General features: G+C 72.0%; 11 protein-coding genes. 3 read left to right on the forward strand and 8 right to left on the reverse strand.

Features of this window, described 5'->3' with window-relative positions:
* Positions 1-61 precede the first annotated feature (61 nt).
* The 5 genes from ABT147_RS16825 to ABT147_RS16845 form a co-directional block, all read right to left on the reverse strand.
* Positions 62-733, reverse strand: a complete 672-nt coding sequence (locus tag ABT147_RS16825; RefSeq protein WP_351406524.1) for a SurA N-terminal domain-containing protein — start codon at positions 731-733, stop codon at positions 62-64.
* Between the two features lie 215 nt (positions 734-948).
* Positions 949-1,827, reverse strand: coding sequence for a glycoside hydrolase domain-containing protein (locus ABT147_RS16830; protein ID WP_351406526.1), 879 nt, complete (start codon positions 1,825-1,827; stop codon positions 949-951).
* 63 nt (positions 1,828-1,890) lie between these two features.
* The gene (locus ABT147_RS16835; protein ID WP_351406741.1) at positions 1,891-3,384 is read right to left on the reverse strand and encodes a serine/threonine-protein kinase; all 1,494 of its coding nucleotides are present in this window, start codon (positions 3,382-3,384) and stop codon (positions 1,891-1,893) included.
* 44 nt (positions 3,385-3,428) lie between these two features.
* On the reverse strand, positions 3,429-4,049 hold the full coding sequence (locus tag ABT147_RS16840; protein WP_351406528.1) for a hypothetical protein: 621 nt from the start codon (positions 4,047-4,049) through the stop codon (positions 3,429-3,431).
* A gap of 179 nt (positions 4,050-4,228) precedes the next feature.
* On the reverse strand, positions 4,229-6,256 hold the full coding sequence (locus ABT147_RS16845) for an N-6 DNA methylase (protein ID WP_351406531.1): 2,028 nt from the start codon (positions 6,254-6,256) through the stop codon (positions 4,229-4,231).
* A 213-nt stretch (positions 6,257-6,469) separates the two neighbouring features.
* Here ABT147_RS16845 and ABT147_RS16850 point away from each other — a divergent pair, with 213 nt between their 5' ends.
* Positions 6,470-7,207, forward strand: a complete 738-nt coding sequence (locus ABT147_RS16850) for a hypothetical protein (RefSeq protein ID WP_351406533.1) — start codon at positions 6,470-6,472, stop codon at positions 7,205-7,207.
* Positions 7,208-7,256: 49 nt separating this feature from the next.
* Here the strand turns inward: ABT147_RS16850 and ABT147_RS16855 are convergent, their stop codons facing one another.
* Positions 7,257-7,976, reverse strand: coding sequence for an HNH endonuclease family protein (locus tag ABT147_RS16855; protein WP_351406535.1), 720 nt, complete (start codon positions 7,974-7,976; stop codon positions 7,257-7,259).
* A 247-nt stretch (positions 7,977-8,223) separates the two neighbouring features.
* Positions 8,224-9,060, reverse strand: a complete 837-nt coding sequence (locus tag ABT147_RS16860; protein ID WP_502983098.1) for an SCO6745 family protein — start codon at positions 9,058-9,060, stop codon at positions 8,224-8,226.
* 229 nt (positions 9,061-9,289) lie between these two features.
* On the opposite strand from ABT147_RS16860, the gene ABT147_RS16865 reads away from it, so the two are divergent.
* Positions 9,290-9,961, forward strand: a complete 672-nt coding sequence (locus ABT147_RS16865; protein WP_351406540.1) for a TetR/AcrR family transcriptional regulator — start codon at positions 9,290-9,292, stop codon at positions 9,959-9,961.
* Positions 9,962-9,989: 28 nt separating this feature from the next.
* Here ABT147_RS16865 and mfd read toward each other — a convergent pair whose 3' ends face one another.
* Positions 9,990-13,523 carry a transcription-repair coupling factor gene (mfd, locus tag ABT147_RS16870; RefSeq protein WP_351406542.1) on the reverse strand — a complete coding sequence of 1,178 codons (3,534 nt, stop codon included), beginning with the start codon at positions 13,521-13,523 and terminating at the stop codon, positions 9,990-9,992.
* A gap of 367 nt (positions 13,524-13,890) precedes the next feature.
* On the opposite strand from mfd, the gene ABT147_RS16875 reads away from it, so the two are divergent.
* Entirely contained in the window at positions 13,891-15,354 is a 1,464-nt protein-coding gene (locus ABT147_RS16875; protein ID WP_351406545.1) for a DUF2079 domain-containing protein, read from the forward strand.
* Positions 15,355-15,391 lie beyond the last annotated feature (37 nt).

The raw sequence follows: 15,391 nt of genomic DNA on the forward strand, positions 1-15,391 counted from the left end.
GTAACCCACGTCACGGACGACCCCCGAAGTTATCCACAGGCTGAGGGGACGGGCTCGCCCGCTACGCCGTCTCCCGCGTCCCCGTCCCGGTGACCTCCTTCAGCCACGGCGTCTTGGCCTCCAGCAGGCCGACGCGGCCGGACGCCGGGTCGACGCCCCAGCTGCCGTAGCGGGGGTTGAGGTCCACGTCGAGTTTCTTGGAGGCCTCGGAGAGGGCCTTCCAGAAGACCGTGCCGCCCTCCTGGGTGTTCAGGTCGGCGCCGAGGGCGGTGGAGAGTTTCTGGACCTCGACGTCGCTGCGGAGGCTCTCCTCCAGCTGGTCGGGGGCGACGCTGTAGCGCTGCAGATAGGCCGTTTCCAGGGCCTCGGCGCCACCGGCCTCCGCTTCCAGGTCGGAACGGTACTTCTGCACTTCCTTGCGGGTGACGGTCACACCCGCGTCCTTCAGCGCCTGGTCGAGGACCTTCTCCAGGACCATGCCGTTCAGGGTGTTGCGGGTGAGGGCGCTGCTCTGGGCGACGGCCTGCTGGTACTGGCTCTGGTCCGCGCTGGCGGCGCGCTGGGCGGTGCGCACCTCGTTCACCCGGTTCTCCAGTTGCGCGACGGTGATCCGGTCGTCGCCGACGACGGCCGCCGCGCCGGGATGCGCATCGCTTCCGCAGGCGGTGAGGAGCGGGGCCGCGGCGGTGATCGCGGCGGAGAGGAGGAGCGCGGTGCGACGGCGGCGGTGCAAGTGGGCCTCCCGAGGAGATTGTGCGGCGGTGCACAAAGTCTTGCGGTGATCGATGGTAGGCAGTGGCCCTGCTCTCGGCCAGCCATTCGACCAACGATTCACGCGGACTTCGGGCACCGTCGCGCCGGGAGCGTGCCACCACCGGCCCCGCCCGGCACCGGGCGGCACCGGGCGGCACCGGGCGGCGGGCATCGGACGGCCGTCCGATGCCCGATTCAGCCCACGATCGCCACCGGGGCGTCCCACGCGTTGCGGTCCACGGTGATCGTGTGGCCGCCGCGGGTCTCCTTGCTGTTGACCATGTACTGGTGGGCGCGGTGGTGCCCGGTGTACAGCTTCGGGTCGAACGGCCAGTCGGTGGTCGTCGTGTTCACCTTGTCCCACTTGGCGTACCAGAGGTTGCCCGGCAGGTTCGTGCGGTCGGTGGCGGTGGCGACGGCCTTCGCGCTGGAGCCGCTGAAGCCGTAGAAACCGGAGCGGTACCGCTTGGCTTCGAGTGCCTTGTGCCAGGCGCGGACATAGGTGAGGACGGCGTCGTTGCAGGCCGTGTCCGTGATGTCGTACGCCTCCACGTCGAGGTAGAGCGCGCTGCCCGCCTTCATGCCGAGCGCGGCGGCCTTGGCGACGGCGTCCGCTCCGTCGGCCGCGCCCTGGGAGGCGGCGGTCGAGGCGGTGATCACCTCGGGGCTGGAGCCGGTCTGGCACGGCGGCTGGGCACCGACGTAGAGCGGGACGAGTTTCCAGCCGAGGCCGGTCACGGACTTGACCCAGGGGGCGGTGAGGTTCGGCTGCCTGCAGCCTCGGTTCTTGCCGCCGATGTAGACCGCCGCCGCGCCGTAGAAGCCGGTCTTCCAGGCTTTCATCGCGGACAGGGACGGGGCCGTGCAGGTGTCGAAGGCGCGGCCCGTGTAGACCTTGGCGGCGGGCCAGGCCGTGGGCGCGGCCAGGGAGTTCTGCGCGGCGAGCCCGGCTCCGGCGAGGACGGCGGCTCCGGCCGCGGTCCAGGCGACGTATCTGCGCCTCCTGGACCGCCGGTGACCGGACTTGTGACCGGCTATGCCGGATTTCCGGTCGTCGGCCTTGTTGTCGGACATGCGTGACCCCACCCCTGGAATTAGTCGATCGTCGTGTGTGTGCGCGTGGCTGAACGGTGTCGATCAGCCGCGCACCTGGCCCAGCCACTGCAGGGTGCGCCGGACCTCGCCGGCCAGCGGATGGCCGGGCCCCCGCAGCCGTTCCACGTCGAGCAGCAGACGGCCCAGGGTCTCGTGGGCGGCGCCGCGGTCGCCGAGGGCGAGGAGCAGATGGCCTATGCGGCGGCGGACGTCGAGGGAGAGTTCGGGGTCGCCGCCGACGTACTGGTTCTCGTAGTACGGCAGCAGGGAGCGGTACTCGGCGAGGGCCGCGGCCGGTTCGCCGAGTTGTTCGAGGCACTGGGCGGAGTCGTAGCGGAAGCGCAGCGCCTGGGGGTCGGCCTGGCCGGCCTCGGTGGCGCGCTCGTCGGCGAGGCGGCGCAGCTCGGGCAGGGCGCGGCGGTACTGGCCGTCGTCCATCAGCGTGGCCGCGTACTGCTTGCGCAGGGTGCGGACGACGGGTGAGTGCTCGCCGTGCTGGGCGGCGGCGGCCGGGAGGATCGCGCCGAGGATGTCGACGGCCTGGGTGATGCGGCCCTCGCCGAGGAGTCGCTTGACCTCGTCCACGGCGCCCGCGACGTCGGGCTTGTCGGCGGCGGGCGCGGGGTCGGGCGCGGCGGACGGCTGCGGGGCGGGTATGCGGGCGCGGTCCGGCCAGGGGGCGTGCGGGCGCAGGAAGGGGCGTGTGGGGTCGAGCGGGGAGCCGGTGGGCATCCCGCGCGCGGGGAGCAGCGGGAGGAGCTGTTCGTACGTCTCCTGCGCGGAGGACGGGCGGTGCTGCGGGTCCTTGGAGAGCAGCCGCAGGACCAGGGCCTCCAGGCTCTCGGGGACCTCGGGGCGCAGTCGGCGGACGGGGACCGGCGGCTCGTAGAGGTGGCGGTGGAGGACGCCGAGGGCCGTGGAGCCGGTGAACGGGACGTTCCCGCTGAGCAGTTCGTGGATCAGCACACCCAGCGCGTACAGGTCGGTGTACGGGCCGACCGCGCCGCCCATGGCCTGTTCGGGGGCCATGTAGGCGGGGCTGCCGATGGGCGAGCCGGTGTGGGTGAGGCGGGTGGTGTCGGTGTCCATCACGGAGGCGACGCCGAGGTCGAGGACGGTGACCGTGCCGTCCTGCTTGACCATGACGTTCCGCGGCTTGAGGTCGCGGTGGATGATCGGCACCGCGTGCACGGCGGACAGCACGGCGCACAGCTGGGCGGCGACCGAGACGGTCCACTGCCAGGGGTACGGGTCGTGCTCGGCGAGGTGGTCGGCGAGGTCGGCGCCGTCGACGTACTGCATGACGAGGAACAGCTCCTCGCCCTCGCTGCCCGCGTCATGGACCGTGACCAGGCCGGGGTGGTCGACCTGGGCCGTGACGCGGCACTCGCGCACGAAGCGGCGGCGCAACTCGTCGGCCTCCTGGCCCGCGACCTTGTCCGGGCGCAGCAGCTTCACCGCCACGCGCCGGTCGAGACGCTGGTCGTACGCCGTCCAGACCTGGCCCATGCCGCCCTGGCCGATGAGCGTGGACAGCTCGTAGCGGCCGGTGATCACGCGTCCGGTGCCCTGCCCCTGGATCACCGGTCTCCTTCGTGCTTGCGGAGATAGTCACTCAGCTCGTCCAGCTCGGCACGGACCTGGTCGATCCGGGCGGGCCCGGGGCGCTGCGGATCCGGCGCCGGCTGGGGCTGGGGCGGGGGCTGCTGCACGTGCGGCTGCTGGACCGGCGGGGCGGGGGTGTAGGGCTGCGGGACCTGGACCGGCGGGTAGCTGTATCCGGTCTGCTGGGGGTTGTACCCGGTCTGCCGCGAGTACGCCGTGGTCTGTGCGTACGGCGACGGCGGGGCCTGCCTCGACCGGTTGAAGTGGCGTATGTCCGCGTACAGGTAGTAGGCGACGATCGCCGCGAGTCCGCCGAGGAGCAACCCCATGCCGACGTCGCCGCGCCAGGTGGTGAACTCCTCCTTGCCCGGGTCGCTGCCGATGATGTACAGCGTCACGACGATGTGGACCAGCGCCAGGGCGAACAGCCACCAGTCGCGGGGCCTGCGGGTCACCGAGGCGAGCCGCAGCAGGCAGGCCCAGGCGAGCAGGCCACAGCTCATGACCGCGACCACCACGAAGATCACACGGAGTGTGACCTGGCCCCCCTGATCGGGGCCGGGGGGCGGTGTCGGCGCGTAGCCGTGGCCTTGCATGGCTGCTCCTGAGGGCCTGGTGAGAGCGAATGTGCGATGTCGTCCCGAGGGTATCGGTCGACCACGACATGAGGTCCAGGGTTGTGGACAACCGTTGTAGTACCGCAGTGCAGGTCACGCCGCCGCAGGCGGAGCGGTTCCGTCCGGTAGGGGTGATCGTAGGGGGAGTTGGCGGGGGCTCAGTCCGGGGCGACCGTGCCGTCCGTCAGTCCGTCGTACATGCCGCGCACGAGGCGTTCGCCGAGGCGGCCGGCCTGGCGGAGGGTGTCCTCGAAGGCGGCGAGGGCGCGGAACCGGTCGCCGTAGCGGCGCTGCTGGTCCAGCGGGAGCCGGGGCAGTTGGAGGCGGCGTACGTCGAGGCGGGACGCGGTGGAGGCGTAGCTGCTGGCCTGGCGGCTGTTGGCGGTGCCGCGCAGGAACCCGGCGACGAACCAGGCGTCGAGCGCTGACCCGTCGGGGCGCAGCAGGGTGAGGTTGCGGCCCAGGGCGGCGCCCGCGGTCTCCTCGTCGATCACCCGTGCGACCCCGCCGCCGCCGAGGACGGGGACGACGATGTCGCCGGGCTCCACGAGCACGGGGACCTCGCCGTTCTCCGGCAGGGTTCCCGAGGGTGCCGTGCCGGCCAGGACGTCGTGGTCGGTCAGCACGCGCGCGTGGGGGCCGTGCCCGCCCGTGCGCAGCACCAGGGCTCCCCCGCGCGCGAGTTCGCCGACCGTGGTGAGCGGCCAGCGCGCGGGCCGCGCGTCGTCGGCGAGCGGGGGCGTGAGGTCGGCGGCCAGCCGGAGGGTCTCGCCGAGGCGTTCGCGTACGACGGTCAGCTCCTCGGCGCCGCCGCCCGCGGCCGGGGGCGGCAGATGCCGGGCGGGGGCCAGGTCCACGTCGTCGTCGAGCAGTTCGATGACCGGCACCGAACGGCTGAGCCCCGGCCGCTCCGCCACCTCGCCCGCCCGGTCGAAGGGCCGCCAGGCGTCGAGCACGGCGGTGCGCACCGCCGCCCAGTCGAACCCGCCGCGCCCCTCCGCGCCGAGCCGCCCGGTGTCGACGAGCAGCAACTCGGGCGGCACGGCCGCCTTGCCGGGCCGGCGCAGCACCCACAGGTGCAGCGGGATGTTGTACGGGGGTGCCGCGCCGACCGGCAGGGCGATCACGGCGCGCAGGGCACCCCGGCGCAGCAGGTCGGCGCGGATACGGCGCCCCGAGCGGCGGCTGGCGGCGGACGGCGGCATCAGCAGGACGGCGGTGCCGCCGTCCGCCAGGCGGGCCAGCGCGTGCTGCACCCAGGCGAGTTCGGATTCCGTACGGGCCGGGAAGCCGTACTCCCAGCGCGGGTCGTAGGCGAGTTCGTCATGGCCCCAGTTGCGCTCGTTGAACGGCGGGTGGCACAGGACGGCCTCGGCCCTGAGGTGCTCGTGGGCGTCCGCGCGGAGGCTGTCCCCGGGGGCGGTGCGGATGGTGCTCTTGGTGCGCAGGGCGAGGCGGAGCGCGGTGAGGGCGGCCAGTTCACGGACGCTGTCCTGGCCGTACAGCTCCTGGCCGGGGCGGGCCGCGACGGCGCGCAGGAGGGCGCCGGTGCCGCAGGCGGGGTCGAGCACCGAGCGGGCGGGCCCGGCGAGTTCGGCCATCAGCTCGGCGAGTTCGCCCGGAGTGAGTGTGTACTGGCGCGGGTTGGCGTCGAGGTGCCGGGCGAGCAGGAACTCGAAGGTCTGCCGGGCGCCCAGGTCGGCCGCGAGTTCGGTGGCGCCGCGCAGCAGCGGGATCGAGGGCAGGAACTCGGCGGGTGTCGGATGCGGCACGGCCGGCTCGCGGACCAGGCCGAAGCGCGGGGTGAGGACGTGCCACAGCGGTTCGGGCAGGATCCGGGCCAGCTGTTCGTCGTCGGGGCAGGCGCTCAACTCCAGCCAGGCCAGGGGCCGGTCGTGGAGGTAGAGCAGGGCGCAGCCCGCGTGCACCAGGGCGGTGACGGGGCCCTCCGGGTGGCCGGTGACCTGCTGCCAGACACGCTCCTTCAGGGGCACCTCGGCGAGCTTGCCCTGAACGCGCAGCCACTCCTCGACCTCGCTGAGCGCGAAGGCCGGGCTGGTCTCGGTGCCGCCGACCGGTTTGGGGAAGTCGGCGTGCCGGCGACGCCAGTTGCTGACGGCGGCGCGACCCACCCCGGCGAGCCGCGCGATGTCCGCCGCGGTGACCTCTGTCCCGTTCCCCTGCACGCGCCCGGCTCCCCTCGCCGCTGGTGGTGTGACGTCGAGCATACCGACGCACGCAAGATCTACCCATACACGCCGTGTACACACTTGAACCCGTGAACCGTGTTGACTCGGTTCACAGCCTCTGCTGTCATTGACCCATCGAACGACGGACCGCCCGATCCGGGTGGTCACACACGTCGGTTGCGCTGTCACCATTCCCAGGGGGGAACTCCCATGCGTCGTACCGCACTCGCCGCTCTCTGTGTCGCCGCCGCGGCCACCTTCTCGCTCACCGGCTGCCTGCCGGGCGAGGACAAGGCCGACGGCCCGTTCGCCGGGCTGACCGGCGGTGAGATCGCCGACAAGGCCGTGAAGGCCACCTCGGGCGCCGACTCGCTCCGGATGAAGGGCGAGATCCAGGACGAGTCCGCCGGCGGCAAGGTCCGGCTGGACATGGCGATGAACAAGAAGGGCGACTGCGCCGGCACGCTGAGCATGAACGGCGAGGGCGAGGCCGAACTGATCAAGGCCGGCGACACCCTCTACATGAAGTACGACGAGGCGTTCCTGCGCGCCCAGTCGAAGGACTCCTCCAAGGAGGAGGCCGACATGGTGGTCGACATGCTCGCCGGCAAGTGGGCCAAGACCTCCGCGACCGCCGAGGACTCCAAGGACATCGCGGGCTTCTGCGACCTCGACACCGTCCTCGCCGACTTCGAGGACGTCAACTCCGACGCCACACGCGGCAAGACCGCCGAGGTCGACGGCGCTCCCGCGATCCTCCTCGACGAGAAGGACGGCAAGGACCGCTACACCCTGTACGTCGCCACCGAGGGCGAGCCGTACCTCCTGCGGGTCGTCAGCAAGTCCGGCAAGGAGCCCGGCGACCTCGTCTTCACCGACTACGACAAGCCCGTTCCGGCCCAGGCCCCCAAGGGCAAGGTCATCGACCTGGACGAGGACTTCGGCTGACGGGCCCCTGCGCGCCGCGGCACCGCGAGAGTCTCAGCCCACGAAGGTCTCAGTCCGCGTGGAAGCGGGCCGGGGCCTTCGTCGGGTTGCCGCCCGTGGGCAGTTTCTGCTCGGGGCAGGTGGTCAGGACACGCTTCATGGCGTCCTGTTCGGCGGAGGTCACCCAGAGGCCGTACTTCGTCTTCACGGCGACCTGGGCGGCCACATAGGTGCAGCGGTACGCCTTGTTGGGCGGGAGCCAGGTGGCCGTGTCACCGTCGCCCTTGCCGCGGTTGGTGCCGGAGTCGACCGCGAGCAGGTTCAGCGGATCGTTGGCCAGGGCTATGCGCTTGCTGTCGTCCCATTTCTGGGCGCCCTTCTGCCAGGCGTCGGAGAGGGCCACGATGTGGTCCACGTCGACCTTGCTGCGGCCCCGGACGTACGGCACGTCCTCACCGGTGTACGGGTCCGGGTCGAGCAGCCCGGAGACCACCGTGCAGTCGTCGGAACGGAACTTCACGTCGTCCAGGTCGCGTTTGAGTATGTCGTCGCGGGTGTCGCAGCTGTTGGAGTCCGTGTCGGCCCAGGCGCTGCCGAACTCCCCGCGGTCGTAATCGGTCTTCGGCGCCCGCCCCTTGACGGTCAGCGCCTCCGCGGCGGCGAACGCGGCACCGCCGCCCCCGCCGGGGTTCTCCACCGGTCCGGCCGAGCCCTCCGTGGCCGGCTCGCAGCCGGTCACGGCGACCAGAACCAGAGCGGCGACGGCGACCCCACCCCTCAGACGCACCACGCGACACCCCTTTCCTCTGTCCGTGCTCTCACGCGGTCCCGCATGGGGTTCCCCGTCCGACCTGCTCAACACCGTAGCGGCCACCGGGTTCGGCCATACCGGCATCCGACTGTCATCAACGGTCAGCGGGCGCACGCCGGGCGTACCTCCGGTGGTGAGGGGTGAGCACGCGGCGGAGGTCCGTCAGCCGGCCCGGTCCGTCAGGCCCGTCAGGCCCGTCAGGCCCGTCAGGCCCGTCAGGGGCCGTTCACACCTTGCCTATCCCCAACGTGGTCTCCGACGGCAGCAGGCCCGAGCCGATGACGGCGACCCAGAACTCGCCCAGCAGATCGGCGAGTCGGGCGGTATCGGTGGCGCCGAGAAACTGCCAGGGGGCGGCGGCCAGCCGGTCGGTGTGCAGCTCGACCTGTCGGCGCAGGGTCCGGCCGGTCTCCGTGGCCGTACCGTCCGGGTGGACCAGGCCGCGTGCCGTGAGGCGGTCTCGGGCCGCGGCCCATTCCCCCGGGCTCCAGCCACGGCTCGCGAAACGCTCCACCGAGGCGGCGCCTGTCGCGGCGAAGGAGACGAGGCTTTCGGCGGGGTCGAGGTCCGCGGTCAGCAGGGCCACGAGGTGGCCGTCACCCCGGTGTTCGCGCAGGATCGTGGCTGCCCGCCAGAGTTGGAGGTGGGCGGGCTCGGGCCAGGGCAGCTCGGCGTTGGCCGCGGCGAGGGGGCGACCCGCGGTGTTCGCGGACCCCGCCGCACGACGGGCCAGGACGGCGGCCTCGGCGAGTTCGGCGCTGTCCACGCGGTCACCGAACAGCGCACGGCAGGCCCGGTCCATCGCCCGGTCCCTGGCCTCCAGCACGGCGTCCGGAGTCGCCCCCTTCCAGGCCGGTTCGATGTTCCGCGCGACCATACGGGGGCTGAAGCTGTAGAAGGCGGAGGCCGTCCGCTCCACTCCGACCGCGCCCAAGGGCGCCGCCCGGAACGGGAAGTAGCTCGGCCACCGCTCCGCCACGTCGTACCCCAGCGCGGCCGCCTCCTCGAAGGCCTCCGGCGCGTAGTAGAGGACGGCGTGCAAGGGCTCCAGCAGGTGCCACATACGGCGCACCTCGCCCAGGCCCACGGGGCCGCCTTCGGCTTCGCGGTGTTCGGCCTCGCCTCGCGCCGCCGTACCGCTCCCGTTGACGTTCTCGGACATGACGCATCCCCCTGCCACTCCCCGGCCATGGTGAAGACCGGATCCGAACTTGACATTGACTAGATTGCCGAACCGCACCGAACTTGTCAACGACTAGATTGAACGCTCCGAGGGGCCTACGCTGGGCCCCATGCCTCGCAACACCACGGCCGACCAACCCAAACAGCCCGCGCAGCCCGGACCGTCCGCGCAGCCCAAACAGCCCGGACAGTCAACGCAGCCCGAACGCCCCTACCACCACGGCGACCTCCGCCGAGCGATCCTCCACGCCGCGCTCGACGCCATCGCCACCGACGGCCCCTCGGCGCTGAGCCTGCGGGATCTGGCCCGGCGCGCCGGGGTCTCGCATGCCGCGCCGGCCCATCACTTCAAGGACCGCACGGGCCTGCTCACGGCCATCGCGGCGGAGGGACACACACTGCTGGCGGCCACGCTCGCGGAGGCCGGGGACCTGCGGGACGCGGGCGTGCGCTACGTCCGCTTCGCGCGCGAGCACCCCGCGCACTTCCAGGTGATGTTCCGACCGGAACTGCTCCGCGAGGACGACCTCGAACTGACCACCGCCCGCGCCCTGTCACGCGAGCGACTGCGCACCGCCGTCACCGGCGCACGCCCCGGGACCCTCGACCCCGTCGGCGCCGACCCCCGGCTGGCCGGCATCGCCGCCTGGTCCCTCTCCCACGGCTTCGCCACGCTGTTGCTCAGCGGCAACCTCACCGGGGTCGTGGGCGACCAGGACCCCGAAGAGGTCTTTCGCACGGCCACGGAGCTGCTGTTCCCGACCGCGCCACCATCCCCCTGACCCAGGACGACCCACGCCCGCTACGCCACTACGACCCCAGGATCGAAGCCAGGAACTCCCCGGTCCAGCCCAGCAGATCCCGGCCGACCAGCGGTTTCCCGCCCACCTTCGCCGTCTTCGGGCGGGGCACCAGCACCTGGTGGGCGGCCGGCTTGATGACCGTCCCCGGGTACAGCCGCTTGAGGCGCAGCTCCTGCGACTCCCGCAACTCCACCGGCGCGAAGCGGATGTTGGTGCCCTGGAGCACGATCTCGCCCACCCCGCACGCCCGGGCGAGCATCCGCAGCCCGGCGACCAGCAGCAGGTTCTCCACCGGCTCGGGCAACTTGCCGTAGCGGTCGACGAGTTCCTCGCGTACGGCGGCGACGTCGGCCTCGTTGTTGATGGAGGCGATCGAGCGGTACGCCTGGAGACGCAGCCGCTCGCCGGGCGCGTAGTCGTGCGGGACATGCGCGTCGACCGGCAGCTCGATCTTGACTTCGAGCGGGGGCTCCTCCTCGATCTCCCCGGTCTCCAGCTGGCGGCGGTAGTCCGCGACCGCCTCGCCGACCATCCGGACGTACAGGTCGAAGCCGACGCCCGCGATGTGCCCGGACTGTTCGCCGCCCAGCAGATTGCCCGCGCCCCGGATCTCCAGGTCCTTCATCGCCACGTACATGCCCGCGCCCATCTCCGTGTGCTGGGCGATGGTGGCGAGCCGCTCGTGGGCGGTCTCCGTCAGGGGCTTCTCCGGCGGGTACAGGAAGTACGAGTAGCCCCGCTCCCGGCCCCGGCCGACACGCCCCCGCAGCTGGTGCAGCTGCGACAGGCCGAAGGTGTCACCGCGCTCCACGATCAGCGTGTTCGCGTTCGAGATGTCGATGCCCGACTCCACGATCGTCGTGGAGACGAGGACGTCGAACTTCTTCTCCCAGAAGTCGACGACGACCTGTTCCAGGGCCTGTTCGGACATCTGGCCGTGGGCGGTCGCGATGCGCGCCTCCGGGACGATCTCCCGCAGCCGGGCCGCCGCGCGGTCGATGGACTCCACCCGGTTGTGGATGTAGAAGACCTGGCCCTCGCGCAGCAGTTCGCGGCGGATCGCCGCGCCGATCTGCTTCTCCTCGTACGGGCCGACGAAGGTCAGCACCGGGTGGCGCTCCTCCGGGGGTGTCGTGATCGTCGACATCTCCCGGATGCCCGTGACCGCCATCTCCAGGGTGCGGGGGATCGGAGTGGCCGACATCGTCAGCACGTCCACGTTCGCGCGCAGCTTCTTCAGCTGCTCCTTGTGCTCGACGCCGAACCGCTGCTCCTCGTCGACGATGACCAGCCCCAGGTCCTTGAACTTGGTCTCGGAGGAGAACAGGCGGTGCGTGCCGATGACGATGTCGACGGCGCCCTCGCGCAGGCCCTCCAGCGTGGCCTTGGCCTCGGTGTCGGTCTGGAAGCGGGACAGGGCCCGGACGTTCACCGGGAACTGCGAGTACCGCTCGCTGAACGTGCCGAAGTGCTGCTGCACCAGCAGGGTCGTGGGCACCAGGACGGCCACCTGCTTGCCGTCCTGGACGGCCTTGAAGGCGGCCCGGACCGCGATCTCCGTCTTGCCGTAGCCGACGTCGCCGCAGATCAGACGGTCCATCGGGACCGTCTTCTCCATGTCCTCCTTGACCTCGGCGATCGTCGTCAGCTGATCGGGCGTCTCCGCGTACGGGAAGGCGTCCTCCAGCTCCCGCTGCCAGGGCGTGTCCGCGCCGAACGCGTGGCCCGGGGCCGCCATCCGCGCGCTGTAGAGCTTGATGAGGTCGGCGGCGATCTCCTTGACCGCCTTCTTCGCCCGCGCCTTCGTCTTCGTCCAGTCGGCGCCGCCGAGACGGTGCAGGGTCGGGGCCTCACCACCGACGTACTTGGTGATCTGTTCCAGCTGGTCGGTGGGGATGTAGAGGCGGTCGCCGGGCTGGCCGCGCTTGGCGGGGGCGTACTCGACGACCAGGTACTCGCGGGTCGCGCCCTGCACGGTCCGCTGGACCATCTCGATGTAGCGGCCGACGCCGTGCTGCTCGTGGACGATGTAGTCGCCCGGCTCCAGGGTGAGCGGGTCGATGGTCTTGCGGCGGCGGGCGGGCATCCGGGCGCCGTCCTTGCCGGCCGCCTTCTGGCCGGTGAGGTCGGTCTCGGTGAGGACCGCGAGCTTGAGCGCGGGGTCGACGAAGCCGTAGTCGATCGAGCCGCACGCCACATGCACGACCGCCGGGGAGATCTGCCCCAGCTCGCCCTCCAGCCGGGCCGCGATGCCCTCCCCGCCGAGGACCTCGACCGTGCGGGCGGCCGGGCCGTGGGCCTCGGTCACGAACACCGTGCGCCAGCCGTCGGCGAGCCAGCCCTTGGTGTCGGCGAGCGCCTTGGCGGTGTCGCCGCGGTAGGTCTCGGGGGCGTGCATGCCCAGCTTGAGGGTGTCGGCGTCCAGTTCCTCGTCCGCCGCGAACGGCGACACCGACCACCACATCATGTCCAGCTCACGGGCCCGGTCGCGGACGTCCGCGATGGACCACAGGGAGGCCGCGCCGACGTCGATGGGCGCCTCGCCGCCCCCGGCGGTCGCCGCCCAGGACGCGTGCAGGAACTCCTGCGAGGTGGCCACCAGGTCCGCCGCCCGCGTCCGCACCCGCTCCGGGTCGCAGACGACCGTCATCGCGCCCTTCGGCATCACGTCGATCAGCAGTTCCATGTCGTCGACGAGGACCGGGGCGAGGGACTCCATCCCCTCGACGGCGATACCCTCGGCGATCTTGTTGAGGAGTTCGCCCAGCTCCGGGTGGCGCTCGGCGAGGGCGCGCGCGCGGGCGCGTACGTCGTCGGTGAGGAGCAGCTCGCGGCAGGGGGGCGCCCACAGGCCGTGCTCGGCGACCTCCAGGGAGCGCTGGTCGGCGACCTTGAAGTACCGGATCTCCTCGACGTCGTCGCCCCAGAACTCCACCCGCAGGGGGTGCTCCTCGGTCGGCGGGAAGACGTCCAGGATGCCGCCGCGTACGGCGAACTCGCCGCGCTTCTCGACCAGTTCGACACGGGAGTACGCCGCTGCCGCCAGCGCCTCGACCGTACGGTTCAGGTCGGCCGTCCCGCCCGTGCGCAGGGCGACCGGTTCCAGGTCTCCGAGGCCCTTGACCTGGGGCTGGAGGACCGAGCGGACGGGGGCGACGACCACCGAGACCGGGCCGGTCTCCGGATCGTCCGGGCGCGGGTGGGTCAGGCGGCGCAGTACGGCGAGACGGCGGCCGACGGTGTCGCTGCGCGGGCTGAGGCGCTCGTGCGGCAGGGTCTCCCAGGCCGGGTACTCCACGACGCCGTCCGGGGGGAGCAGCGAGCGCAGGGCCGCCGCCAGGTCCTCGGCCTCGCGGCCCGTCGCCGTGACGGCGAGGACGGGGCGGCCGGCGTCCCGGGCGAGGGCGGCCACCGCGAAGGGGCGGGCCGCCGGGGGACCCACCAGGTCGATGTGGGTGCGGTGGCCTTCGGATGCCGCCCTGATCGCTTCGGCGAGAGGGGCGTCCTTGACTACGGCGTCTAGCAGACCGTGGAGGCTCATTCGGGGCGTTTTCCCGTCCGGGTGGGCTCGGCTGTGGGGCTGTGGGTCAGCTGCTGGGGCAACACGAACGCCCGGACTCGTGTGAACGGCCGGGGGTGTCCAGGGTACGACGCGCGGTGTGGGGGGTGTGGACGGCTTTTTACGCCCCCGCCGCCCCTACCCGTCCCATCCTCCAGGGGCTGCGCCCCTTCGACCCCCAAGCCCCGGCCCCTGCGCCTTTGTGTGTGTACGTGCGGGAGCGTCGTGGTTGATCGCGCAGTTCCCCGCGCCCCTGGAAGAAGAGCAGGGGCCGCGCCCCGTGCTCTTCTCGGCCGCCTAGTCTCTTGAATCAGCTGTCACGCCCTTCCCACGTCGAACGCGAGTACCCATGCCCCCGAGCACCCCGCCCCCCGCGCTCATACCTGCGCCGGTCGCGGCCTCGGTTCCGCCACCGCCCCGTGACCGGCGGTTCTCCCTCGTGGGCCGGGAGCCGTATGTGCTCGCCGTCGTGCTGTTCGTGGCGTATGCGGCGGTGTCCGTCGGGCGGTACCTGCGGATGGGGACCCGGTCGTACGACCTGGGCATCTACGAGCAGGCGATACGGGCGTACGCGCACTTCCAGGCGCCGATCGTGGAGCTGAAGGGGCCGGGGTACAGCGTGCTCGGGGATCACTTCAGCCCGGTCATCATGCTGCTCGCGCCGTTCTACCGGGTGTTTCCGTCCCCCGTGACGCTGCTGGTGATCCAGGCCGCGCTGTTCGCGCTGTCGGCGGTGCCGGTGACCCGGGCGGCGACCCGGGCGCTGGGGCGGGCCCGGGGGCTCGCGCTCGGGGTGGCGTACGGGCTGTCGTGGGGGCTGCAGAACGCCGTGGACTTCGACTTCCACGAGATCTGCTTCGCGGTGCCGCTGATCGCGTTCTCCCTGGAGGCGCTGCTCCGGCGGCGATGGCGGGCGGCGCTGCTCTGGGGGCTGCCGCTGGTGCTGGTCAAGGAGGACCAGGGGCTGACGCTGGCGATGATCGCGGTCGTCGTCGCGCTCCGGGCCCGGCGGCACGGCGCGTCCCCTGTGGTGCCGTACGCCCTCGGGGTCGCGGCGTTCGGCGCGGTCGCCACACTGCTCACCTTCACCATGATCATCCCCGCCTTCAACACCACCGGCACCTCCGACTACCTGTCCAAGGTCGGCGGCGCCGGCCCCCTCGACGGCCTGGACGTCAAGATCCGCACCGTTCTCTGGCTGCTGATCCCGACCAGCGGACTGCTCGCCCTTCGCTCCCCCGTGCTCATCGCCGTCCTGCCCACCCTGGGCTGGCGGTTCGTCTCCTCCGACGACAACTACTGGGGCACGGCCTGGCACTACAGCGCCGTCCTGATGCCGATCATCACCCTCGCGCTCGTCGACGTGCTCCCGGCCGCCCGCCACAGCTCCCGCCCCTGGCTGCGCTCGTACGCGCTGCACCTGCCCGCCGCCGTCCTCGCGGCCTCGCTCGCCCTGACGACCGCGCTGCCGCTGGGCAACCTGACCAAGGCCGACGCCTATCGGGTGCCGGACGGCGTCAAGGCCGTGGAGAAGCTGATCGGCACCATCCCCGACGGGTCGACCGTCGAGTCCAACATCGGCCCGATCGCCCGGCTGACCTCCCGCTGCCGCGTCTTCTGGATCGGCCGGACCAAGGGCCTCGCCCCCGACTACATCGTCTTCAACAACAACTCGGGCTGGGTGAAGGACGTCCCCGGGTTCGCCCGCCAGCTGCACCCGCGCGACACGTACGTACTGCGGGGTGTCATCCAGGGATACGTGCTGCTGAAGCGGACGTCCCCCGCGACCAAGTCCACGTCCACGCCCTCCTGAGACGGGTGGAGCCCGGCGCCCGGAAGCCTCCGCTTCC

Source organism: Streptomyces sp. NPDC001868 (assembly GCF_040297125.1).
GTDB lineage: Bacteria > Actinomycetota > Actinomycetes > Streptomycetales > Streptomycetaceae > Streptomyces.

Coding starts and splice junctions, on each gene's coding strand:
- ABT147_RS16830 (WP_351406526.1), bottom strand. CDS start 1,827: ATGTCCGACAACAAGGCCGACGACCGGAAATCCGGCATAGCCGGTCAC.
- ABT147_RS16850 (WP_351406533.1), top strand. CDS start 6,470: ATGCGTCGTACCGCACTCGCCGCTCTCTGTGTCGCCGCCGCGGCCACC.
- ABT147_RS16865 (WP_351406540.1), top strand. CDS start 9,290: ATGCCTCGCAACACCACGGCCGACCAACCCAAACAGCCCGCGCAGCCC.
- ABT147_RS16840 (WP_351406528.1), bottom strand. CDS start 4,049: ATGCAAGGCCACGGCTACGCGCCGACACCGCCCCCCGGCCCCGATCAG.
- ABT147_RS16860 (WP_502983098.1), bottom strand. CDS start 9,060: ATGTGGCACCTGCTGGAGCCCTTGCACGCCGTCCTCTACTACGCGCCG.
- mfd (WP_351406542.1), bottom strand. CDS start 13,523: ATGAGCCTCCACGGTCTGCTAGACGCCGTAGTCAAGGACGCCCCTCTC.
- ABT147_RS16875 (WP_351406545.1), top strand. CDS start 13,891: ATGCCCCCGAGCACCCCGCCCCCCGCGCTCATACCTGCGCCGGTCGCG.